Origin of the sequence: Desulfoluna spongiiphila, assembly GCF_900101345.1 — a bacterium.
Taxonomy (GTDB): Bacteria; Desulfobacterota; Desulfobacteria; order Desulfobacterales; family Desulfolunaceae; genus Desulfoluna; species Desulfoluna spongiiphila.
This window is the reverse complement of sequence record NZ_FMUX01000020.1, coordinates 46,341-71,220: the sequence shown is the minus strand read 5'-3', so window position 1 is coordinate 71,220 and position 24,880 is coordinate 46,341. Positions and strand designations below refer to the sequence as shown.

Below are 24,880 nucleotides of genomic sequence, written 5' to 3'. Positions count from 1 at the left end.
GAGGCGGATATTCTGTGGTATTCTTGGTACATACTCGCACCCCAACCGGACAGATAAACCATGCCAGACATCCCTGCCCCTGCTGTCGGGCGACGGAGCCTTCACCGCCTGACGGGAATTTTTATCGGCCTCCTTGCCCTTGCGGCGTGCCGGACGCAAGCCCCCCTTCCCCTCACACCGGAAGAGCAGGGATGGATTGCGTCCAACAAGGGACTCCTCACGGTTCTCCTCCAGGACAATCGGCCTCCCTTCACCTTCCGCAACGAAGAAAAAAAGGTCGACGGCCTGTTTGTGGACTACCTTCATGACATGGAAAAACACCTGGGCCTGAAGCTGCCCATCCTCTCCTTCGACCGGTGGGATAAACTCCTTGCCCATGCAGAAAAAAACCGGCACGTCATCATCCTCACCGTCAGCCGCACAAAAAGCCGCAGCGATTCCCTTCTCGTCACCGCCCCTGTGGTCAAGGTGCCCTATGCCGTCGTTACCCGGAAAACAAGCCAGGCAACAGGTATCCCGGAGTTTGCCGGCAAAACCCTCTGCACGACAGAGCCGCTTGCCCTCCGGACCGCCCTGGACCGGTTCCATCCCCACGTCATCCCCACCGGCGTGGAAACCGCCACCCGGGGCCTTTATGCGGTCTCTTCGGGGACCTGCGATGCCATGGTGATCAACAGCATGGAGGCCTCCTACCTCATTGAGGACCTTGGGCTCACCAACCTCCACATTGCCGACCGCACCCGGTTTTTAAACCGCCTGGCCCTGGCCACCTCCGGCGACAACCCGATGCTCTTCGGCATCCTTGAAAAAGCCGTGGACAGCATCTCCCTGCGCAGGCACCAGGAACTTTATCGCCGCTGGGTCAGCCCCGGCGGTGCCTGGCTGCCGGACACGCTCCTCATCAGCATTGAAGTCATCGTCGGCATCGTGATTTCCGTCATCTTCCTGCTCTGGGCATGGACCTCCAGCCTGAGGCAACAGGTGGGAAGGCAGACGAAAAAACTCCGGGACAGCAGGGAAAACCTGCGCATCACCCTGGACTCCATGGGAGACGGGGTTATTACCGCGGACACGACCGGCGTTGTCACCCGCCTCAACCCGGCGGCCGAGGCCCTGACCGGGTGGTCCCTTTCCGAGGCCGAGGGCAGGCCCATGGCCGAGGTTTTCCCCCTCAGAACCATCCACACGGACCGCCCCCAGTCCCTTCCCGACTTCACCGACCCCGCGCTCCGGGGCCACCTGAACATCACCACCGAAGCAACCCTGGTGTCACGAAATGAGGCTCCCTGCAGGATCTGCTACAACATGGCCCCCATACGCGACGAAAAGGGCCATGTCACCGGTGCCGTGATCATTTTCAACGACATCACGGACAAATCAAAGGCCGAAGAAGAGGTCCTCAGGATGAAGAAACTCGAATCCCTGGGGATCCTTGCCGGGGGCATCGCCCATGACTTCAACAACCTGCTTACCGGGCTCTACGGCAACCTCTCCATGGCAAAGATGGCCCTGCCGGAAGACCATGAAGCCTTTGCATGCCTTGCCTCTGCCGAGGAGTCCATGGAGGCGGCCATTGCCCTTACCGGCCAGTTCTTGACCTTTGCCAAACATGAAGCCCCCGTAAGAAAAATCATTCCCGTGGGAAAGGCCCTTGCCGACGCCGCCACCTTTGCCACCCACGGGCTGAACACGCGGCTTGAGACGGCCATCGACGAGGACCTGTGGCCCGTGGCCGCCGACAAGGGCCAGCTGAACCAAATCATGGGTAACCTCATCATCAACGCCCATCAGGCCATGGCCACCGGCGGGGTCATTACCTTGACGGCAAAAAACGCCCGGGAACCATCGGGGCGATTTATCCGCATCACCGTCAAGGATACCGGCACCGGCATCCCCCCGGAACACCTCGATAAAATCTTCGATCCTTACTTCACCACCAAAACCACAGGCAGCGGCCTGGGCCTTGCCACCACCCATGCCATCGTCACCAAACACGGCGGCACCATCAAGGTGGACTCCGAACAGGGCGTCGGCACCGTCTTCACCGTGGATTTTCCCGCCGCCGACGCCCTGCCTGCCGAACCGCCCGAGGACCGGCCCAAACCCCGGACCGACGAGTGCGCCAAAGGGGCACATGTCCTTATCCTGGACGACCAGGCCGTGATCCGAAAAATCCTGGAGACGATTTTGCTCAAGATGGGCATCGAACCCACCTTTACCGTGGAGGGCGAAGAGACGGTGCGCACGTACCGTCAACGGCTGGAGGCCGGCACGCCCTTTGACGCGGTGATCCTGGACCTGACCATCCCGGGGGGAATGGGGGGCCGGGAGGCCTCGGAGAAAATCCTCGCCATGGACCCCGGGGCCCGGATCATCATCTCCAGCGGCTACGCCAGCGATCCCATCATGTCCCGCTACGAAGAGTTCGGCATCAAGGCCATTGCCGTCAAACCCTACCGGTTTTCAGATTTTCAGGAGATCCTTCTGGGGGTGCTGCAAAACGGGGAGTAAATGCGGGCAGGCTCCGAAAGGGACGGCCTTGCAAGGGCAAAAAAAACCGTACCGCCCGGTCAGGGGATCCGGGACGCTACGGTTTTTTCACCTCCTGCATCGCGGACGGTTGCGATGCGGAAAACCTCCTTTCTCTCATGCCTGTTTCTGCCATGGGATTTTTTAAAAATACGCGATGAAGGCCCTGCGCCTCAGGCCCATCCAATCCCGGGACATGTCCCGGGGTTTTGCTTTTAATCAACCCCTACCCATTATATGCACTCCGCATCATCCTATTTGTCTCTGCGATATACGCCTTGTGTACCGGCTCCTTCAAAAAGGTGGCAACGACCGTGCCAATCGGCGCAGGAAGAAAACACATAGCTCTATCTGCAGAGATATCAATAAGTTACCCAAACCACACATCATTCCTTCCGAGATTTATTCCAAACCGGATTGTCCTTTTTCTTTACAGCCTGTAAAGGCCCCCGTGACATGTGCCGCGGGGATCCGACCAGCCCTCCCATGGGCCATTGACTTCTATCCCGCCATGGGACAATACTGCACTCTTCACACAAGAGTTATAAACAGCCCCTCCCTGTGGCCGGGCTGTGTCGTCAACCCAAAGGAAACCAATCATGAAGGTATCAATCACCACACTTGTGGAAAATTCACTCGGAGAGAACACCCAGCTGGAAGCCGAACACGGGTTGTCCTTTTACATTGAGGCTGGAGAGGCCTCCTTTCTCTTTGATACGGGCTCTACAGAAATGTTTTTGAGAAACGCCAAACGCCTTGGCATCCGAACCGAGGCGGTGGACTCGGTGTTTATCAGCCACGGCCATTATGACCACTCCGGCGGGTACAAGGCCTTTGTCGAGCATGCCGGAAAACGGGCCACAAACCTGTTTGTACGGCCCGGGTTCTTTAACAGGAAATACGGCTTCAGGGTGACGGGAGAAGCCTTTCTGGGCAATGCATTTTCCAAAGAGGAGATTAGCGGAGCGGGGGTTGCGGTCCACGAAATCGAAGGGGATGCCAAAGAGGTGTTTCCGGGGGTCTACTCCGTCACGGGATTTGAACGGACCTGCCCCTTTGAGCACATCAACCAGCGATTTGTGGTGGAACGAAACGGAGGCCGTGAGGTCGATGACTTTTCCGAGGAACAGGTCCTCGTCATGAAAACCATGAAGGGATTGGTGGTGGTGCTGGGGTGCTCACACCCCGGGGTGGTCAATATCCTGGAGAAGGTAAAACACGTGTTTGATGAACCCATCCACGCGGTCATCGGCGGCACCCACCTGGTGGAAGCAGACCCCGCTCGCATTGAGCGCACCACCGATTACCTTCTGGAGCAAAAAATCCCCCACGTCATGATCTGCCACTGCAGCGGCGGGCCGGAGCACCTCAAAGGGCTCATATCCCGCATGGGAGACGTGTATCGTCCGGTCCACACCGGAACAGTGCTGACGTTTTAGTTAAACCGGTATGGGTCAACGTCGTTGCGAAACGCATGCCGCACAGGAGTGCGGCGCTCCAAAGGCTTCGGGTCGTTTATGGAGCGCCGCACTCCGTGCGGCTTTTTTAGGCTACGGCATGCGCCCTCTTGTCGTTAGGTGGGCATATTGACTATCTGATCCGAAAGCATGGTCCGGGATACCATTGTCGTGCGAATGCCGCACAGGAGTGCGGCGCTCCAAAGGCACCTCAAATCACCCCGACACTCTCTTTTTTCACCCAGCCGATTTTGCCCTGGGCAAAGGCGATGCGGATCCATCCGTTGCGTTCCTGCTCGACGGTGACTCGGCTTCCCGCATGGAGGGTAAAGAGTTCGGTGGCGGTATCGGCGAGGCCCGATCGTACGGAGACGGCCTCGGGAAGGACCACGCCCTTTTGGATACGGGCGTCTGCGGCCGTGTCCCAGAGGGCGGTGGCGGCAAGGAGGGCAAAGAAAACGCCGGTGGCGGCAGCGGCTGTTTTAAGGGGCATTCGGCGCAGCAGCACCGCAAGGGCCAGCAGGGTCCAGAAAAGACATCCTGCACCTATGGCAAGCCCCTGGAGGGTTTTAAGGGGGAGCCCCTGTTTCCAGAAAAAGAGGACGGACACCACAGGGTTTGCCGTCTCTTCCTGGCGGTCCTTTACCTGGGAGAGGGCCAGGTTCCGGTTGAAGACCAGGTCCGGGTCTTTGGGCATCAGGCGGTTGGCGCGACCGTACCAGAGGACGGCACGTCCCAGGTCCCCTTTCTGCATATAGGTGTTGCCCAGGTTGTAGGCCAATTTGCCGTTTTCGATGCCCTGCTCGGTAATGGAAAGGAAACTCGTAAGGGCGTCGTCATAGCGCCCTTTCTCATAGTGAGCGATGCCGTCGTAAAAGACCTTGGACGCCTCGCTCCCGAAGGCAACCGCGGGAATCAACAAAACCAACACACACAGGATGCGTTTCATGCTTTCACCTCCTTTACGAGCTGCCCAAGGACCCGTAGCTTCTCCTTGCGTCCCCCTTGCCCTTCGGACCCGCCGCCGTATCGGGCGGCTTCCACACACGAAAGAATAGCCACACACGCCTCGGCTGCCTCGGCACGCCCCCCGGCCCCTGTTACGATCCCCCGGATGTCTTCGCCGGTCATACCCTCCACGGGCCGCCCGGCAAGGGCGCCCATCACAGCGGCAAGGGCCACATGGAGCTTTTCGTAAAAGAGATCGTTGTCACCCACGGCCTTTTCCGCGTCCTTTACGGCCCGTGCGGCTTTTCGCGACAGGGCTTGTGCCACACTGAGATCCCGGGTGAACCGCTTGAGCCCAAAAGCGACAAGGAGACAAAGTCCCAGGGGACCGGCCAGCCATGCCAGGAAAACGGTCATGGACATGGGCGCCCGGTGGGTCACCGCGTCCGGGTCCACCTTCAGGGGAAGGATATCCCGGCCTTTGAGCCGAACCTCATCTTTCACCCCCGTCATCGAAGGGGCAGAACCACCGGCTTGAAACACCTCCACCTCTTCGGCGGCTTTGTTTTCCGTTACGGTGAACACTAAGGGGCCGGAGCGCTGGGTACGGTAGCTTCCGGATTTCGGATCAAACCACACCAGGGTGACGGGGGGGATGGTCACCGTTCCGGCCGTCAAGGGAACGATGGCGGTCTTAAAGGTCTTTTGCCCCTGCCAGCCCCCGGGGCCCATGCCGATCTCCTCCACGGGGGTATCCCCATACTGCTTCATCCCCCCGGGAAGAAAAAGAAGGGGGGCCGCGGCATCCCGAATATTGCCCGTGCCTGAAATCGTCAGGGTCAGAGTGAGGGGATCCCCTGCCTGGACCTGCTCTTTTTCAAGGGAGGCCGTAAAGGAGAAATCCCCCACAAGCCCTGAAAAAGAAGCATCCCCGGAGTACGGAGGCAGGGGACTGACAGTCAGGGAGACCCCGTCGGTGGTGAGCAGCTTCTGCTCCATCACGCTACGGCTGGAGAAAAAATCGTCAAAGAAGGGGTCCTGGGACCGTCGGGAGCGCCCCGTGACCAGGGAAACAGAGAGGCTGGCCGGTTTGATGTCCACGGCCCCCGATTTTTGGGGGATCAGCAGCTCGGTCACTTCATGGATCGCATATCGCCGCCCGTTGATCACCTGTTCAAAGGCGCGCCCTTCGCCCATTTCGTCCGAGGAAAACCCTTCAAAATCAGGCTTTCCCAGCCGGGCATTCTGAAACCGGGCCGCCGTCTGGAACCGGAAGGTCCACACCAGCTGTTCGCCCACATACGGGGTGGTGTTGGAGACCTCGGCCGTGACCCGCCAGGGCTGATCCGTGGAAGAGGCTACCCCCCGCTCTGCCACCCGGACCGTTACGGGCTGCGTGTGCACCACCACCCCGCGTCCCTTAACGGGAATGGCCGGGATGGTCAGCGACCCTGTCCGCAAGGGGACCAGCAGATAGAGGCTCTCGACCTCCCGGGTGGTCCTCCCGTTGATCATCTGCATCCGGGAGCTGGTGCCCCGGGGAGACACACGAAAGTCGGCCAGCTCGGGCATGTGGACCCGGGCGTCGTCAAAGTCGGCGACCACGCGCAGGGTCAGGGATTCGCCCAGCCTCAACCGGTTGGTATCCACCACGGCCCTTGCCCCTTCGGCATGGACGGCGGAGGCTCCCAAGCCGCACAGCAGGATCGTCAACAAGAGGGGAAACATGCGTTTCATCTACCAGTCCTTTTCCACACGTCGTTTTTCGGCGCGTCGCATCATGACGCCGCCGGGTTTGTCTTTTAATCGGTTGAGGGCAGAGGCAGCCTGCTGCATCTCCTCATCTCCGGGGGCCTGCTCCCCGGTCTTACCCTGCATGCCCTCGGCTTGATCTTCCTCACCGCCTTCGGCCCCGTCCCCCCCAGGCTGTTGGTCTCCCTCCTCGGGGGATGGGGGAGGCGGCTGTTGACCTGCCTGGTCTTTCCCGGGATCTTTTTCGCCGGAAGGGGTCTGCTGGTCCTTATCCTTGCCCTGGGAGTCCTTGCCGTCCTGGCCCTGCTGGCCCGGATTCTTTTCATCGGATGCCTGGGAATCTCCGTCCTTCTTTTCCTTGTTGTCCCCCTGTCCTTTCTGGTCCTTTTGTCCTTTCTGGTCCTTTTGCTGCTGCTTCATCTCTTCAAGTTTCTTTTTGGCAAAGGCAAGGTTCTCGGTGGTTTTCCGGTCTTCCGGGGACGCTTTGAGGAGATTCTCCCAGGTGTCGATGGCCTTTTCCACCTCACCTTTTTTAAACCGGCTGTTGCCGAGGTTGTAGAGGGCTTTGTTTTTAAGGGATGACGCCTCGGAGCGGGCGGCCCGCTCAAAACTTTGGGCAGCCTCGTCAAATTTGCCCAGGCGATAATAGGCGGTGCCGATGTTGAAATCAATGTCCGGGTTGTCGGGGTCGCTCAGCTGCCCTTCGATGAAATGGGTCAAGGCGGACTCGTAGTCTCCGGCATCAAAGGCCGTGACCCCCTTTTCAAGGGGAGAGGCAAGGTCCAGGGCCCTTGCGGGCCTGGGCATCACCAGGCACAGGGCAATCATAAGGGCCGCCCCGTTTTTCCTGGCGTCTCCGAGACCAAGATACACCACCAGGCAAAGGATGGCGGCTCCCAGAAACCATTGATACCTGTTCTCCCACACCTTTTTACGGGAACTCTCAAGGGACCGGGCTTCCATGGTCTTGCGGATGCCCTGAGTGTAGATGACATCCAGGTCCATGTCTCCGGCCACGGAGCGCACGAAACTGCCCCCGGTCAACGCCGCCATGTGCTTGAGGGTGGCCGCATCCAATTTGGAGAGCAAGATGCTGCCGTCCCGGTTCTTCTTGAACCCGCCGGAGGCATCGGGCACCGGCACGCCCTCTTTGCTCCCCACGCCGATGGTAAACACCTTGATACCCAGCTCTGCAGCCTTTTTTGCCACCTCGTCGGGGTTGCCGTCGGTGCTCTCCCCGTCGGTGATGAGGATAACGGCCTTGTCCGTTGCGTCCTCGGACTTAAAGGCCTCCATGGACACGGTGAGGGCCCCTTGGAGGTCGGTGCCCCCCACGGGCAGGTAGTCCGGGGACAAGGCCTCAAGGAACATATTGAAAGAGCTGTAGTCCAGGGTCAGGGGACACTGGAGAAAGGCTTCACCGGCAAAGGCCACAAGGCCGATGCGATCCCCCTCCAGCATGGCCAGAAGGTCGATGATCTCGCGTTTGGCCCGTTCCAGGCGAGAGGGTTTGACGTCGCCGGCCAGCATGCTCTTGGAGCAGTCCAGGGCCACGATGATGTCCACCCCTTTTCTCTCCACCTCCTGCCAGACATACCCGTACCGGGGCCCGGCCAGGGCGAGGATGAGAAACAGCACCGAAAGGACCATAAGCCCCGCCTTTACGCGGCGCCTGCCCGTTGTCTTTTCCGGAAGCACCGAAGAACGGCTCCTGCCGGAGGCAAAAGAGGTAAGAATTCGCCTGCGCCGCACGCCGCCCCAGGCGAACATCGCCGCCAGGACAGGCACAAGCCAGATCAGGTAAAGCATATGCAGGTCTGCAAAGGTCATGGTACCCTCAAAAATCGTGTGTTGCCCAGGGTGACGGAGGTCAAAAGAAAAACCAGGGCCATGAGAAGGGGAATCCGGTAGTACTCGCTGTACTCGGTCCACGAGGTCACCTCCACCTCGCTTTTTTCCATGCGATCGATGGTGGCCCATATTTTTTCCAGGGCCTCGGCGTCCTCGGCGCGGAAGTAGAGCCCGCCGGTCTTTGCCGCTATCTTTTTCAGGGTCCCCTCGTCCATGGAGACCTCCTGGTAGACATAGCGCTTGCCAAACAGGGGATGGTCCACGAGAAAGGGCACCTTGCCCTTCGTCCCCACACCGATGGTGTAGACCTTCACGCCCCGTTTGGCAGCAAGCTCCGCAGATAAAAGCGGGGCGAGCTCTCCTGCGGTGTTCTCCCCGTCGGTGAGGAGCACAATAACGTTGGAGGTGCTCTCAATGTCCTCAAGACGCTTCAGGGAAATCCCAAGGGCATCGCCGATGGCCGTCTGCTCTCCTGCCGCGCCGATCTCCACCTCTTCCAGGATCGAGGAGATGGTGTTGTAATCCCGGGTCAGGGGAATCTGGGTGAAGGCCTCGGTGCCGAAAACCACCAGGCCGATGCGGTCCCCGCTTCGCCCGGCCACAAACCGGTCCACCACCTGTTTGACGGCCACCAGGCGATCCACGGTCTTGCCCTCGTGGGTAAAATCAAGGGCGGCCATGCTGCCCGAGGTGTCCAAGGCGATGACGATATTGACCCCGGCCGTCTTCACCAGGCTGTGCTCGACGCCCATGCGCGGTCTCGCCAGGGCCACGATCATCAACACAAGAGCCAAAACCGCACAAAGCGGCACCAGCTTCGCGCCGGACACGGCCCAGGACCGCTCCACCAGGGAAAAGGGAGCGGTAGCCGAGACCCTGAGCGCCGGGACCTCCCGTCGCCGCATCCCCCACCAGAGAAGGGGAAGCACACCCATCAAAACAAACGCCCACGGCGTTGCGAACTCAAACATGTCATGCCTTCTATGGTCAACGTTGTAAAAAATGCCCGGCCACTGTCATTAGCTACGTTTTAGGGACGGTACAATAATAAAACATACAAAAGCGATGCCTTCTATGGTTAAAATCGGATGAACGACAGGGGCAGAGTAAAAACCCAAAAGATGCCTCCGGCGGCAAGGTGTGCCACCTTGAAAGCAAGTTGCGAATGCGCTTTCCCCTTCGTTCTTCAGGGAAAATCACATTCGCCATTGGTTCAGATTAAACTGAGTCTGCCTTTAAAACCTGTTTATCAAACTTTTCAAAAGTTTGGCCCCCGGCAGGGCCGCCGGAGGCATCTGTAACCGGACTGCCTCCGGCGGCAAGGTGAACCACCTTGAAAGCTGGTTACCGCTGCGCTTTACCCCTCGTTCCTCGGGTTAAATCACAGCGGCATTCATGGGAGACTTGTATATTTATTTTTTATTTGAACCCTTATTTGACCTCTCCCGATTCCGCAACCGGAGCCGTTTCCGTGACAAAGCTGCGGATGGCTGAAAAATCCTCGGCCATGGTGTTGGCATCGGGGGTCAACCCGGCGAACTTGACGGGCTCGGCATGGGCAAAGAGAGTGGAGACCGTTTTTTTCTGGTCCGGTGTCACCGGAAGGCCAGTCAGCCTCGGCAGCAGCTCCTCGGCGGTCATCTCCGGGGCGTTTAGGCCAAACCGCCCTTTGAGGTAATGCTTGGCCGCTTCGGAGAGCTCAAAGTAAAACGCCTTCCCGTCCTGGCTCATCAACGTTTCAATGCGGTCCAGGGCCATGAGGGCCAGGACATCGGGAGGCTGGTAGATCTCGGGTGCTTTTTTCGGCCCCTGCTTGCGCCGGAACCAGAGCCAAAGCCCCACGAGCACCAACAGCACGACGCCAAGGGCGATGCCCCCATACAACATGGCCTTTTTCGCACCGGACGAGAGACCGGTAAAAAGAGGGGGGGCGATGTCGTGGATATCGGTCATGGGGGCTTTTTCGATGGCCTGAGAAACTGCGGAAGGTGACGCGGGAGGCTGCGGGGGTTCTTCGGCATACAGGCAGGGGGCCATCAGGAACAGGAGCAGAAAACAAACCGAAAGCCCCATACGGGCAAGGGATTTCATCATCGCCGTCTCCCTTCCCGCCAGGTAAAATACCGGGTGAGGGCATCCGTGGTGGAGGCTTCGGTGGAGAGATCGATGATGTCCACACCGGCACGTTTCATCTCATCCATGATCTCGGCTTTTTCAGCCAGCTTGACCTGGCGCACCTTTTCGCGGCACCGCCGGTTGGACAGGTCCAGCACCACGTCTCGGCCGGTTTCAAAGTCCCGCGTCGTCAGGAGCCCGGTGCCGGGAAGCAGGAAATCCCCGGGATCGGAAAGAAGAATGGAGATGAGTTCGTGCTTTCGTCCCACAAGCCTCAAGGTGCGGGTGCAGGGTTCGGCGAGAAAATCGGAGATCACGAAACTCACCGTGCGCTTACGGCATACCCGCGCAAGGAAAGCAACGGCTTCGTCGATATCGGTGCCACGGGATGTCGGGGTAAAGGTAAAAATCTCCCGAATAACGCGCCAGATATGGGCCGATCCGTTCTTGGGCGGGATATACTGCTCCACCTGATCGGTAAAAAAGATCGCCCCCACCTTGTCCCCGTTCTTAATGGCATTGAAGGCCAGGACAGAGGCCACTTCCGCGGCTTTGTCAACCTTGAGGCTCTCGCCGGTACCGAAAAACCCGGAGCGGCTCATGTCGATGAGCAGCATCACCACCATCTCGCGCTCTTCGCGAAACTGCTTGATAAAGGGACGCCCCATACGGGCGGAGACCTTCCAGTCGATGCTGCGGATCTCATCACCCGGGGAGTACTCCCGCACCTCTTCGAACTCCATGCCCGCGCCCTTGAAGACGGAGCGGTAGTGCCCCGCCATCATGGTATCGGCCATACGGCGGCTTCGGATATGGATCCGCTTGATTTTTTTCAAGACCTCGGCCGGGAGCATATCAGGGCACCTCCACCCTCTCAAAAAGCCTCTCGATGATGGTATCCGTGGTGATGTCCTCGGCTTCGGCCTCGTAGGAGGCGATGATGCGGTGACGAAGGACATCCGGGGCAATCTGCTTGACGTCCTGGGGGGTCACGTAGGTGCGGCCCTGGAGAAAGGCCCAGGCCCGTGCCGCAAGGCTCAGGAAAATGGTGGCCCGGGGGGAGGCTCCGAAACGGATCCATGCGGCCAGGTCGCCGTCCACCTCACCCGGCTGACGGGTGGCGCAGACCAGGTCCACGATGTAGTCCCTGAGCTTCTCATCCATGTAGATGGAATGGATAAGGTCAAAGGTCGCCGACAGGTCGGCGGGCGTGATGACGGGACGAACCTCCTCCGGGTTTTCAAAGCCCACCCGGCGCATGATCTCTTTTTCTTCGGATTTGCTGGGGTAATCCACGAGCAGCTTGAACATGAAACGGTCCACCTGGGCTTCGGGAAGCGGGTAGGTTCCCTCCTGCTCGATGGGGTTCTGGGTTGCCAGGACCAGAAACGGGTCGGGAAGGGCAAAGGTCTGGTCCCCGATGGTCACCTGGCGCTCCTGCATGGCCTCCAGCAGAGCGGACTGCACTTTGGAGGGAGCCCGGTTGATCTCATCGGCTAAAATGATGTTGCGGAACAGGGGGCCTTTGCGGGTCACGAAATCCGCGGACTGGGGTCGGTAAATCTCGGTGCCCACGAGGTCTGCGGGCAGCAGGTCCGGGGTAAACTGAATCCGCTTGAAGGCAGCGTCCACGGCATCGGCAACGGCCTTGACCGCGCTGGTCTTGGCAAGGCCGGGCACCCCTTCGATGAGGATATGCCCCCGGGTAAAGAGCCCCATGAGGAGCCCGTCCACCAGTTTCGTCTGTCCCACAAGCACCTTGCCGATCTCCTGACGAACGGCGTTGATCCGGCCGTGGGACTCTTCTACTTTCGCTTTGAGTTCTTCCATATGTAGTATCTCCGGTCTGCACAGACATAAGGTTCAACCCGAACACTTCTGGGCTCGAAACATTCAAGGGTTTGAATGCGTTCTGGCCCTTGCGATCCGGCAAAAAAATGAGACGCGGCACGCAGTGACGTAAGGCGACAGTGCAACACGTTGCAATCGTTTCTTTTTCTCCAAAGTCTCTGGCTGGTTCTAACAAGCGGCCATCGATTCAGAGAATTGCTGCAAATATATAAGCATTTTGGGGTCAGGTTTCAAGGGGAACAAAGCCACACCCAGATAGTAAACGTCACCGGCTTTTTAAATGGCTCTCACAAAAAAACCGCACCTCCTCCGTAAAGGAGGAGATGCGGCCACGTTACACCCTTGTACCGCCTGAGAACAAATGACTTCTTTGTAATGTTACCGTAATGGTTACCAGAAACATCTCACCGGAACAGGAGTCAATGCCGGAGTGGTACCTTGAACCTTATTCTTCTTCGTCTTCGCCACCAAAACTGTGAACCATAATATAGTCACTATCGACCATGGACGCATGGCAATCGATGCACCCCTGGGGGCTTCCGAATTTTTCCGCCTTTCCTTCGGGGGTGTACTTCACCCAGAACCAGTCCCCGGCTTCGGGATTGTATCCCTTCACCTTGTACATCACCGTAACAGCCTTCAGGTCAGTTCCCATTTCATCGCCATAGTTATTTTTGACGATGAGGGTTCCGTAATGCGCCGGAGCTCTCATGGAGTCAAGGCCTCGCTTGTTCACATAAACCTTGTGAAAGGGGCCATGGGGTGCTGCCCCGGGTTGAAGCCCTATGTGGTCTCCCCAGAACCCCCAGGTGTCATAGGGGGACCCTTCGGTGATGTATCGCCACAGCTTATCAGGGTTGGGTTCAGGTTTCATGGCATTGACCACTCCGATTCCGATAACCACCCACACGGCCACAGCGGCCAGCATCCATCGTTTCTTCATGGCGCTCTCCCTCTTCTGGTATGATTTCCGTATCGTTACTGTATGCGTTGCATGATACCCCGCACACCCGTGTCTGCGAGGCACTGTTGCCATGGTGAGCCTTCCGTACTCAGCGTTTCAGGTCGGTATCGGCGTCATTGAGAATAGGATATGAGCGGAGTGTCATCAGGGCTGATCTACGGAGGGATAATTCACACACAAACCATTGAGTATTCGCTATAATTTAATCTTCACACTATACATCATCCACCCCTGCCTGAACAGCCCTCTTGTATTGTCAGGGGTCAGGCAAGTTTTTATTTCAAAAACAGCATGGCCATTTTTATCGGCTGGTAATCGGCAGGAACGATCCTGTCCTTAAGGTAACGCCGAGCATTCGCGAAGGCGGCACAGAACAAACATACCCCTTATTTTCAAGTAGTTAATAAACAAAAACGATATAACCGCATAAAAACCGTTTCGCTTCTTAGAGGCACCACCCTAATACCTCACTACGTATCACTCTTCTGTTTGCACGATTCAAACGCCCAACCTTCACCACCCCACAAAGCGCAAAGACGCACCCCTGCCTTGGAAATTCGTTCTATACGAACACCACCACAGCCTCCCCCAACCTCGTCAAGCACGGCTCAATCGCTTCATGGTGTAAATCCCTTCAAACCCTGAGACCTCAAGGGGAACCCTCTTGCGCTTGTTCGGTATACGTTCTTTAAAATAGTGCAGCATCCCAGCGACAAAGCCCTGGGAGCCAATGACGCCGGAGTCGGAAAAACATTTCGCACGGTACCCCAGGCGCCTTACCTGGCCCATGCGGAAACCTCCCTTTTCTTCCATTTCGAGAATGCCCCGTTCGATTTTTGCGGTCCCCTCTTTTTCAACGGCCCCTGCATGGTAAACATATTCCCGGTACCTGGTCAGCCGCTCTTCGGAAGAGGTCACTCCAAACTCCACAAGCCCGAAGTCATCGGAAAGAAAATCTTCCCGGTTCCCGGTCTGTGCATGGTACCCCAGTGAACACCACCGGTAGTCTTCCGGGCGTTTGACAATACCGGCCCTGACGGGGTTTAAATCTATATAGGCCAGACAGTTCAGAAGCGCCCCGCCGTTTTCAACGATGACACTTTTGAATCGATCTCCCCAAAGTGTCCCTCTGCGATCCCGCCTTTCGTTAAACGCCCTTGAAAAAGACTGTTTCACCTCTTTGACATATTCTGAAAGGTTGCACCATTTTGACTTCAGGCGAGCCATCTCCGACTCCGGAAAAACTCGCTTTGGGCCATATCGCACAACAAATCGACGCCTGATTTCAGCATCCGTAGCAGAAAGGTCCGGGTGCACAACAACGAGAATGTGAAAATGGTTCCCCATAATGCAATAGCCCAGAACATCAACGAAATAGACACGACTGAGCCATTTGATAAGTCGCACCAGTTCATCTTTATCCCGGGGATCAAAGGGAAGCCCGTCAAGGGCAGTTCGAGAGATAATATGGTAGGCACAGGCCCGGTCCGGCACAAGCATTCGAAGGCTACGAGGCATACAAAACCTCCTTATCGAATCATGTTGGCATCGAAATCACGGGATGCTGGGGCTCGGCCGGGAAATAATTATACATCCTGAACTATTGGCCGTTTGAGCGGTGTCGGGAATTCACCGGTCGGTAAGGCATTCATGGAATGCTATACACGCCAATACGTGTATATTTTATTTTTGCCATAGCCCCTGGTTTTGAGTTGGAAGGACATAAAGGTCACAGGGCGTTGCGGATCAACAGCCACGTCAACATTTTGACATCATAGAAGAAAAACTGTCAAGCTTATTTGCCTGACCCTTATTTATTTCTCACATTCAGTGTATGTGTGTTTGTAGTGAAGGGAATTCTATCGGTGGTGGAACACGATCAGTTTCTCCTGGGTCATCTCCCGCATGGTGTCTCCGATGCCCCCCACGCCCAGGCCGCTCTCGCGCCTGCCGCCGAAGGGCATCCAGTCCACCCTGAACGCCGTATGATCGTTGATCATGACAGCCGAGGCGTCCAGGTGCCGAGCCACCCGCATGGCCGTGTCGATGTCATGGGTAAACACCGACGCCTGGAAGGCCATCCGAACGCTGTTGGCCCGTTGCACCGCCTCATTCATGCTCTTGCACGGGTACACGCAAATCACCGGGCCAAAAAGCTCTTCGGTGGAAACCCGGGCCGTATCGGGAGGGTTCATAAGGATCGTAGGGGCATAGGCCGATTCAGACACCTTGATGCCGCCGCACAGCACCTGCCCTCCTGCCTTCACGGCATCTTTTACCCACGCATCAACCCGGTCCGCTTCCCCTGAGCGGATCAATGGGCCCACATCGGTGGTGCTGTCGGTGGGGTCTCCCACAATCAACGTCGATGCCGCCTGGGCCATTTTAGCAGCCAGCTCGCCTGCGATACCTTTCATGGCGAAGACACGCTGAACCGACACGCACACCTGCCCGGCATGGTAAAAGCCCCCTTTCATAAGGGGGGGGACCAGAAGATCCAGGTCGACATCCTCCCCCACAATCACCGGAGCCGCGCCCCCGTGTTCAAGCCCGCAGCGGGTCCCCGGAGCCAGCTTGCTCCGCAACCCCCACCCCACCTGCGCCGATCCGATAAAGCTGAGATAATTCACTCGCGCGTCTGTCACCAGGGCCTCGGCCTCGGAGCGGCCGAGGAGCGCCACCTGACACCAGGCCTCGGGAAGCCCGTTTTTGTGCAGGAGTTCCACCAGGGCAATGCAGGACAAAGGCGTGTGCGTGGCGGGCTTCACGATAACCGGGCACCCCGTGGCAACTGCGGGAATCACCTGGTGCACAACAAGGTTCAAAGGGTGGTTGAACGCGCTCACGGCCACCACCACGCCAATGGGTTCCCGGGTCGTCACGGCAAGACGGCCGGCGGATGCCGGATTCAATCCCATGGGAACCTCGCGGCCAGCCATGCGGCCCATCTCTTCTGCGGCCAACTCGATGCCACCGATGGCCCGGGTCACCTCCACCCTGGCATCCATCAGGGGCTTTCCTCCCTCCTGTGCAATGGTCAGGGAAAATTCCTCGTGCCTTGCCCTGACATCTGCAGCCGTCTTCAACAGGATTTCCCGACGCTCCCACACAGGAATCCAAGCCTTGCAACTCTGAAGGGCCCCGGTGGCCTTCACCAGAAGCTCTTCCACACGGTCCCTGCCGCCCATATGCAAAGTCTTCAGTACTTGCCCGTCCCAGGGGGATCGCACCTCCACGTTCATATCGCCCTCCTTCAAGGGTGTGTCAGTTTGTACCTCTTTCAGGTTATCTCCGGCGGGTCGTTTTTCTGAAAAAAGCTCAAAAAAACCGCTCCTAATGCACGAAAAAGTCGACATTATATCGGCGGAGCCGGAAAGGCTTGCTTAAGACCTGTTTGTCAAACTTTTTAAAAGTTTGGCCCCCGGCAGGGCCGCCGGAGGCATTTTGAGCTGAATAGTTACAAAACTATTTCGCTGTTTACAGCAGGCACACCCGGGCTGCCAGCTCATTGATCAGGACCCGCTGATTTTCCGAATAGTCCACCGGCACGTCAATAAGATGGACACCACCCTCCTCGAAGCACCGCTCCATAAGCGGTAGAAAGCTGTCCGCACTCTCAACGCGATGCCCGCCCGCACCGTATGCCTTTCCGTAAAGCACAAAATCAGGGTTTCCGTACTCAAGGCCCCAGTCGGCATATCCGTCCATGGCCTGCTTCCAGCGAATCATCCCGTAGGAGTTGTCCCGCAGGACCAGCACCACCAGATTAAGCCCCAGACGAACGGCTGTCTCCATCTCCTGGGAGTTCATCATGAAGCCGCCGTCTCCGCAGACTGCCATGACCCGCCGGTCAGGCTTAAGCATGGCCGCCACCATGGCCGAGGGCAGCCCCGCCCCCATGGTGGCCAGAGCGTTGTCAAGCAAGATGGTGTTGTCCCTGTTGGTCCGGTAATTCCTGGCAAACCAGATTTTGAAGATGCCGTTGTCAAGGGCCACGATACCGTCTGCCGGCAACACCTTCCTGACATCGGCCACCACCCTCTGGGGCAGGAGGGGAAACCGATTGGAGTCGGCATCCATGGCCATGTGCCCGAGCACTTCCTGGCGGATTTTCATAAAATAGGAAAAATCATGGTGATCGGTTCTGGAAAGTCTCTCTGTAAGGCGGCTGAAGCTGTTGCCGATATCCCCCACCACATCGTGCTGGGGAAAATAGACGGTATCCACCTCTGCCGGGCTGTAGTTGACGTGAATCACCGTCTTGCCCCCGGGCCGCATGAAAAAGGGGGGCTTCTCCACCACATCATGGCCGGCGTTGATGACCAGGTCGGCCCGATCAATGGCACAGTGCAGGTAATCGTTATCCGAAAGTGCAGCGGTACCTATGTATAAAGGATGGGCCCCACCAATGACCCCCTTGCCCATCTGGGTATTGAAAAAGGGGATGCCCGTCTTCTCCACAAACGCCCGAAGGGGCTCGATCACTTGCTTCCGATTGGTCCCCGCCCCAATAAGCAGAAGCGGAGAGGAGGCCGCCTCGATCATCTCCGCCGCCTTGGCAACCGACGCCCTCGACGCGCAGCTGAGGCAGGGAGCCCTCCGGGGAATCAGGTGCCAGTCCTCCACCACCTCACCGGCAATGTCTTCGGGCAACTCCAGGTGCACCGGACCGGGCCGCTCCTCTTCGGAGAGCCGAAAGCACTCGCGAACCAGGGCAGGCACCGTGTTGCCGTGGACAATCTGGCGGGTGAACTTTGTCAGGGGACGCATCATGCTCACCACATCCACAATCTGAAAGCGTCCCTGCTTGCTCCGGGTAATGGGCTTCTGGCCGGTGATCATCACCATGGGCATGGCACCAAGCTGGGCATAAGCCGCACCGGTCACAAGATTCGCCGCTCCGGGCCCCAGGGTGGCAAGGCACACCCCGGCCCGACCGGTGAGACGCCCGTAGGTGGCGGCCATGAAGGCAGCCGCCTGTTCATGACGCGTCAACACGAACTCAATGGTGGAGGTTCGAAGGGCCTCCAGAAAATCCAGATTCTCCTCACCCGGCACGCCAAAAACGTACCGAACGCCCTCTCCTTCAAGGGCTTTCACCAAAAGCTCCGATGTTTTTACGGGACTGCTGGACGGGGACATGGGGTCTCTCCACATAAAAGCGTCTGGGGCTCCGGTGGGCACACCACCGACAAAGCCGATAGGAAAGGACAGGGAGGCGAAAAGGAAACGCGAGGAGGCTATGGATAGATTCGAGGGAAGAAAGGGGAGGCTGAGATGCGTTCCAGAATCAAACTACCATAGTTCCCCTGCAGGGACAAGCGATGTCCCGGCAGGAAAACCCATGGTTATGTCTGTATAAAAGGCACGCCGCGGGGAAGGGGCAGATTAAGGATGCCTGCTAACGTGACATGCCGTCCCAGCTTCGGGTAAACTCGATAAAGGCGGTGATCAGCGAGCTCATGAACTTGTTCTTGTGCCAGATGGTGTAAAACGACCGCGTAAAGGAGTAGCCCTCCACCGGAAGCCTGAACAGCAGTCCGTACTTCAGCTCCTTTTGCACGCTGTACCTGGAGAGACAGGAGACGGTATCCCTGTTGGAAAGGATGGACTTCACCGCACCGGTATGGTCAAGCTCCATGTAAACGTTCAGCGACTTGGACAGATCGCCCAGGTGGCTCATGAAGGTGTCACGGGTTCCGGAACCCTTTTCCCGAAGCACCCAGCGCCTGCCGAGGAGCTCTTCCATGCGGTAGGGCTCCTCCCTCACCAGGGACGCATCGCCGGTGACAATATACAATTCATCCTTGCCGAGGACCTCATGCTGAATATCCAGGCCGTCGTACTCGCCCTCGATGAACCCCATGTCAACCCGGCCATTTTCAATCAGCGAGGCCACCTCATGGGTGTTGCCCGTCTCCATTTTAAAGCTTACCCCGTCGTGGCTCTGCATGAAGCTGTAGAAGATCTTCGGGATAATGTAGTTGGCAATGGACGAGCTCACCCCCACGCGGATCTCACCGTGAAGGTGCTCATCCCGGAAAATGGACTCCGCCTCCTTGAGGCCCAGCACAAGGTGCTCCACCCGGCCGAGGAAAAGCCGGCCGTTTTCGTTTAGCACAATCTTTTTATTGATCCGGTCGAAAAGCCGGGTCTCAAGAATCTCTTCCAGGGACTTGATGGCCATGGAGACGGCCGACTGAGTCAGCCCCACCTCTTTGCCAACTTCCCCGATGTGAGGCCTTTTTGCCAGAGCCAGGAACAACTCCAGCTGCCTTAGTGTCATGCGCATTTGCATGGTAACGTCATCTCCTTGCTATAAAACCGGTAAATAGCCCGGTATTTCTGCTTTTCCCCCGATATTGCCCCGACACTGTTTGAAACAACATCTTGAATTTTAAACCAATCACCCATAGAAATCAAATATTTTTATGAGCTTTTTAAATACAATGAATTTGACTTATCATAGCCCAACTCATAAAACAAGCGCATCTCCTTCACGGAGTGGAGCAACAAAAAAGCAGTCTGTATCTCCACGGCACCGGGCGGCGCCACATGTGCACCGCCCGTTGCCCGATACACCCTGAAAAAACTCCACCCCAGGGACTCAACAACATGGCCTGCTATCTTAAAGGTAACAGCCATAAAGAACACCCTGACTCACGTTCGTCTCCCACAAGCTGAAACCCAACACCCAAACCTTGGCCATGCAAGGCACAGGAGAGGTGTTTCTTCACTTCGGGGACGAACTGAAGCGACGTATCGCATACGATTTTGGCCCGCAAGGCGGGCTGCCCAAAGCAGGACACAAGGAGCGGTAACCGATGTTTTTTCCAGCAGAAAATCGCAAAGATGCCATGAACGGCCTCCTTTTCGTCACCCTTTTCGCCACAACAGCCATCTACTGTTCTGAATTTCCACCCATCAAAAGAATGGGGGTCAGCCCCCTGATCATAGGGATCATGCTCGGCATGATCTACGGCAACACCCTGCGCATGGCCCTTCCTGCTCGATGGGTGCCCGGCATCGTCTTTGCCACGCGCACCCTGCTGAAACTCGGGGTGATCCTCTACGGCTTCCGCATCACCTTTCAGGACATCGCCGCCGTCGGGACCGCCGGATTCGCCGTGAGCGTCACCATGGCCACCTCGACCTTTCTCTTAGGGAGCTTCCTCGGCATCAAGTTCTTCAAGCTGGACTACGAAACGGCCATGCTCACCTCCATCGGCAGCTCCATCTGCGGTGCCGCAGCCGTTCTTGCCACAGAGCCGGTATTGAAATCCGATGCCCACAAGAGCGCCATGGCCGTCTCAACGGTTGTCCTCTTCGGCACCCTGACCATGTTCCTCTACCCGGCCCTTTACAAAGCCGGATTCTTTGACATCAGCGAAAAGCTCTTCGGAATCTATATCGGGGGCACCATCCACGAAGTGGCCCACGCCGTGGCCGCAGGCAACGCCATCTCCCCTGAGGCGGCCTCTTCCGCCATCATCGTGAAGATGCTCCGCGTCATGCTCATCGCCCCCTTTCTCATCGGCATCAGCATCTGGCTCGGACGCCGCAAAGGAGCCGAGGAAGGCAAGCGCGGCAAAATAACCATTCCCTGGTTTGCCGTACTCTTCATCATCGTGGCCGGTATCAACTCCATGAATGTAATCCCCACACCGGTGGTGGCCTTCTGGAACCGACTGGACCTTTTCATCCTCACCATGGCCATGTGCGCCCTGGGCATTGAGACCAACTTCAACCGCATCAGAGGCGTCGGCATGAAGCCCGTATGGCTGGCACTGATCCTCTTTGGCTGGCTGACCATCGGCGGCTACGGCGTAACCCGCCTCATGTCCGCACTCTTTGCCTGATACACAACCGGAATTTTATACAGCGGGCCGTCGTCTCTTCGGGGAGGACGGCCCGTTGCCGTTTCATGCCCCTTCCCGTGGCACGCCTGCAGAGACAGATCAATCATATTGATAAACTTCTTAAATACGTTGAATTTGACCTGATTTAAAATATCTTATAGTTATGCATACAAGATGTTGCACGGTCCTTGATGAAGTTGTTCGTCCCTTCTTCATCACTTCCAAGCCGGGTATCATCTGCGAAATACCTCGAATTCCCATCCGCGTTGGGGATTCGAAGGGGAACAAGTCAATGGCTGATGAGACAAAAAAAGCTATACCTCCCTGAAAATCATCAGCTGATAAAAAAAGGCCCGGATCCAACTTCCCAAACTTCCCAACTTCCTCCTTACGGGCCTTTCCTCCCCCTCTTTTTCGGGGTACTTTTCATCCACACACCGTCCCTTGTTTTGTCCTTTTTTAATCCCGACCAGCCGGAGCGGTACTTCTCCCATGAAGACAGCCCTGGACGCAAAGGCTTAAAAACGTGTGGATGAAAATGCCCACCCCTTCGGGGGTATTACCCATGAAGTAACTTCGCAGTGTAATACACGGGTTCTCCTGTTGTCAAATCCACCGCTAAAAGATCGCAATACCCCTGGGGTCCCCCTGCTCCGTCGCCTCTTTATCACTGGCAGGTTACTTCAGCGCAGCCTGCCCTCCGCGGTTTCTTTCCGGCAGTCCGATTTTGGCCTGACCCCTTTATTTCCCATACCGATCAGCCAGTCCGAAGGCCTTTTTTTGCCTGTCCCCTATTTCAACCCTGTTTGATACACACAAAAAAAGCCGCACCCACATGCGGCGCGGCTCTTTCCTTTGCGTACATCCCACAGGTTCACACAATCAGCGCCTGGATCCTCTGCATGTAATCGTTTAAGTTCGCGGCGTACTCGGGGGATCCTTCCACGGTCACCAGCTGTCGCCCCAGGGCCTCCACAAACTCCACATCCCCCATAAGAACCGGAAGGGCCCCCTGGACCCCGTTGAAGCAGATATGGACAAAGGGACGCCTGCGGGTATACATCCCGCGTCCCGCCTTGGTCTTGCCTGCCTTCACACGCACGTAGGCGGCAATCTCTTCACCGTCCACGGACATCTGGTAAATACGATCGGGCTGCTTTCCCGTCCACCGGCTCATCTCCGGATCTCCCCCCTTGTTGTACTGGCTCAAGGCGGTGGTGATCATGTAGATGATCATCTTCACCTTCATCCGCTGCTTCTCCTCCTGCTTTGGGCGGGCATCGGGCATGAGAATCTTCATGGCCAGAAGCAGCGAAACCATCTTCCCGATCAGGACAGGGTGCCGCCACCCCCGAATCCCGGGGATCACGGGTTTGCCGGCCATAAAGGCGTTGAAGGCCTCGGGGCTCTTGAAACGGAAAGAGACTTCCGGGGCCCCTTCCATGGCACCATCCACGGAAAGCACACCGTCCTCGAACACCACATCGGTGCCCCAGGGCCCCCCGTCACCGGCCACAGTAAACCGTACCCGGGTCGAAATGCCTTCAAAGCGATTGGTCATCTTCGGGTCGTCGGCCACCACCACCTTCATCACGGGGAAAAGTGCTTTCAGCAAAATGCGCGTCGCAAGATGTGTTCGATTTTCTGTCATGTCACACCTCATCTTCCCAGTCTTCGTCCTCTTCAAAATCACGCCCCATGACCTCCCGCACCTTTTCGATGATGCCGTTGGTGTCCAGCTTGTAATGGGCGTACAGATCCTCGGGGTACCCCACCAGGGAAAAGGCATCGGGCAGCCCCACCTTTTCAAAGGCGCACCCTTTGCCGCTTGCCGCGATCACATCGGCCACGGCGCTGCCGAGCCCTCCGTGGACCGTGTGCTCTTCAAAGGTGATGATGCGCCGGGTCTCCTGGACAGCCCGCAACACAGCCTCTTCATCCAGGGGTTTGATGGTATGAAGGTTGAGCACCCGGACGCTCAACCCGTCCTCCGCCTTCAGGGCCTTGGCGGCTTCGGCTGCCTGAAGCACCGTCACCCCGCAGCAGATCAGGGTGATATCCGTGCCCTCGCTGACGGTGACGGCCTTGCCGATCTGAAAGCCGTACTCCTCGCTGTCGTACCAGGTGGGTTCAAATCCCCTGCCCACGCGGATGTACACCGGCCCGTCCCAGTCCACGCAGGCACGCACCGCGTTGGCGGTTTCGATGCCGTCTGCCGGGATGATCACCGTCATGTTGGGAAAGGAACGCATAATGGCCACATCTTCCTGGGCGTTGTGGGTGCTGCCCGCCGTCCCGAAGGAGATCCCGCCATGGGTGGCGATGATCTTGCAATTGAGGTTCTGGTAACAGATGTCGGTACGCACCTGCTCACAGGCCCGCATGGAGGCAAAGGCCGCCATGGTGGAGACAAAGGGCGTCAAACCGGAGAGGGCCATGCCCGAGGCCACGCCGAAGAGGTTCTGCTCGGCAATGCCCACGTTGAAAAACCGCTCCGGGAATTTTTCCCCGAACAACCCGATTTTGGTGGATTTGGCCAGATCCGCCGTGAGCCCCACCACATCGTCTCGCTCCTCACCGATATCACACAGCACATGGCCGTATACTTCCGCCTGGGTCATGGAGTTGGCGTCGTAGACAGTCCAGGTGGTTCCGGTCACTTCACTCATGGTGCCCTCCTTTAGGCCTTGCCGTACATGCGGTCCACAGATGCCCGGGCCTTCTCGGCCAGGGTGGAATCGATGCTGCCGTAATGCCACTTCACATTTCCTTCCATGTAATCGATTCCCCGCCCTTTTTTGGTATGGGCCATGATCACGCACGGTCCCTTGTCACCGGAAAGGGAGGTGTCGATGGCCCCTGCAAGGGCTGCAAAATCATGCCCGTCCACCTCCAGCACATGGAACCCGAAGGCCCGCCACTTGTCGCTGAACGGCTCCAGGGCCATGACCTCCTCCGTGGCCCCGTCGATCATGTACCCGTTGCGGTCCACAATGGTCACCAGATTGGTCAGCCCGAAATGGGACGCCGACATGGCCGCCTCCCACACCGCCCCCTCGTTGCACTCCCCGTCCCCCAAGATGCAATAGGTCTTCCACGCCTTCTTCTGAGCCCGCGCCCCCAGGGCCAGCCCCACGGCCATGGGCAACCCGTGCCCCAGGGAGCCGGTGGAGGCATCCACGCCGGTCACCTTGGCGGCATCGAGGTGCATGCCGAAGGGAGACCCGAACTGGTTGAAGGTTTTCAGCGACTCAAAATCAAAGTACCCGCGACGGGCCAGGACCGGGGCAAATCCCACGCCCCCGTGGCCCTTGCTCACCACCACCCGGTCCCGATCCGCCATCTCCGGATGACTGGAGTCGATGTTCAGATACTTGAAATAAAGGAGCACCAGAATATCCAGCATGCTGAGCCCCCCGCCGATATGGGCCCCACCCGCCCACACGGTCACGTTGATGATGTCGTGCCTGAGCTGCCAGGCCTGCTCTTCCAGCTCCCTGATCTCCGCATCGGTCAATGCCATCGTTTCTCTCCTTTATTCTGGTAAAAAAGAA

Annotated in this window: 18 protein-coding genes; 3 read left to right on the top strand and 15 right to left on the bottom strand. The window is 57.7% G+C overall.

The features are described 5' to 3' along the window. Positions 1–60: 60 nt before the first annotated feature. Positions 61–2,511, top strand: coding sequence for an ATP-binding protein (locus BLQ12_RS21350; protein WP_092213921.1), 2,451 nt, complete (start codon positions 61–63; stop codon positions 2,509–2,511). 617 nt (positions 2,512–3,128) lie between these two features. Further along, positions 3,129–3,968 (top strand): MBL fold metallo-hydrolase, encoded by an 840-nt coding sequence (locus BLQ12_RS21345; protein WP_092213919.1) that lies wholly within the window; start codon positions 3,129–3,131, stop codon positions 3,966–3,968. A 229-nt stretch (positions 3,969–4,197) separates the two neighbouring features. Here BLQ12_RS21345 and BLQ12_RS21340 read toward each other — a convergent pair whose 3' ends face one another. The 12 genes from BLQ12_RS21340 to BLQ12_RS21285 form a co-directional block, all read right to left on the bottom strand. After that, entirely contained in the window at positions 4,198–4,935 is a 738-nt protein-coding gene (locus tag BLQ12_RS21340; protein WP_092213917.1) for an SH3 domain-containing protein, read from the bottom strand. Then, positions 4,932–6,671, bottom strand: coding sequence for a BatD family protein (locus tag BLQ12_RS21335; RefSeq protein ID WP_092213915.1), 1,740 nt, complete (start codon positions 6,669–6,671; stop codon positions 4,932–4,934). Before BLQ12_RS21335 ends, BLQ12_RS21340 begins: the two co-directional genes overlap by 4 nt. Next, a complete protein-coding gene (locus tag BLQ12_RS27550) occupies positions 6,672–8,516 on the bottom strand; it encodes a VWA domain-containing protein (RefSeq protein ID WP_175469986.1) in 1,845 nt (614 codons plus the stop codon). Then, the gene (locus BLQ12_RS21325; protein WP_092213913.1) at positions 8,513–9,508 is read right to left on the bottom strand and encodes a vWA domain-containing protein; all 996 of its coding nucleotides are present in this window, start codon (positions 9,506–9,508) and stop codon (positions 8,513–8,515) included. The genes BLQ12_RS27550 and BLQ12_RS21325 overlap by 4 nt, the downstream gene beginning before the upstream one ends. A gap of 460 nt (positions 9,509–9,968) precedes the next feature. Further along, a complete protein-coding gene (locus BLQ12_RS21320) occupies positions 9,969–10,631 on the bottom strand; it encodes a hypothetical protein (RefSeq protein WP_092213911.1) in 663 nt (220 codons plus the stop codon). Further along, a complete protein-coding gene (locus BLQ12_RS21315; protein ID WP_092213910.1) occupies positions 10,628–11,506 on the bottom strand; it encodes a DUF58 domain-containing protein in 879 nt (292 codons plus the stop codon). The genes BLQ12_RS21320 and BLQ12_RS21315 overlap by 4 nt, the downstream gene beginning before the upstream one ends. Position 11,507: 1 nt before the next feature. Next, a complete protein-coding gene (locus BLQ12_RS21310) occupies positions 11,508–12,482 on the bottom strand; it encodes an AAA family ATPase (RefSeq protein WP_092213908.1) in 975 nt (324 codons plus the stop codon). 466 nt (positions 12,483–12,948) lie between these two features. Then, entirely contained in the window at positions 12,949–13,446 is a 498-nt protein-coding gene (locus BLQ12_RS21305) for a cytochrome P460 family protein (RefSeq protein WP_175469985.1), read from the bottom strand. Between the two features lie 618 nt (positions 13,447–14,064). Continuing rightward, positions 14,065–14,694: a hypothetical protein gene (locus tag BLQ12_RS21300; protein ID WP_254782093.1), complete on the bottom strand. Its 630-nt coding sequence runs from the start codon at positions 14,692–14,694 to the stop codon at positions 14,065–14,067. 632 nt (positions 14,695–15,326) lie between these two features. Next, on the bottom strand, positions 15,327–16,709 hold the full coding sequence (locus BLQ12_RS21295) for an aldehyde dehydrogenase family protein (protein WP_092213902.1): 1,383 nt from the start codon (positions 16,707–16,709) through the stop codon (positions 15,327–15,329). 235 nt (positions 16,710–16,944) lie between these two features. After that, positions 16,945–18,609, bottom strand: coding sequence for an acetolactate synthase large subunit (locus BLQ12_RS21290; RefSeq protein ID WP_092213900.1), 1,665 nt, complete (start codon positions 18,607–18,609; stop codon positions 16,945–16,947). A gap of 259 nt (positions 18,610–18,868) precedes the next feature. Then, on the bottom strand, positions 18,869–19,765 hold the full coding sequence (locus tag BLQ12_RS21285; RefSeq protein WP_226859958.1) for a LysR family transcriptional regulator: 897 nt from the start codon (positions 19,763–19,765) through the stop codon (positions 18,869–18,871). 526 nt (positions 19,766–20,291) lie between these two features. Here BLQ12_RS21285 and BLQ12_RS21275 point away from each other — a divergent pair. Beyond that, entirely contained in the window at positions 20,292–21,326 is a 1,035-nt protein-coding gene (locus tag BLQ12_RS21275; RefSeq protein ID WP_092213896.1) for a YeiH family protein, read from the top strand. A gap of 874 nt (positions 21,327–22,200) precedes the next feature. Here the strand turns inward: BLQ12_RS21275 and BLQ12_RS21265 are convergent. Genes BLQ12_RS21265 through BLQ12_RS21255 form a run of 3 tightly spaced genes read right to left on the bottom strand, consistent with a single transcriptional unit; the run spans position 22,201 to position 24,849 of the window. Continuing rightward, a complete protein-coding gene (locus BLQ12_RS21265; protein ID WP_092213892.1) occupies positions 22,201–22,977 on the bottom strand; it encodes a hypothetical protein in 777 nt (258 codons plus the stop codon). 1 nt (position 22,978) lies between these two features. Next, positions 22,979–23,995: a transketolase family protein gene (locus BLQ12_RS21260; protein ID WP_092213890.1), complete on the bottom strand. Its 1,017-nt coding sequence runs from the start codon at positions 23,993–23,995 to the stop codon at positions 22,979–22,981. Between the two features lie 11 nt (positions 23,996–24,006). Next, positions 24,007–24,849 (bottom strand): transketolase, encoded by an 843-nt coding sequence (locus BLQ12_RS21255; RefSeq protein ID WP_092213888.1) that lies wholly within the window; start codon positions 24,847–24,849, stop codon positions 24,007–24,009. Positions 24,850–24,880: the final 31 nt, after the last annotated feature.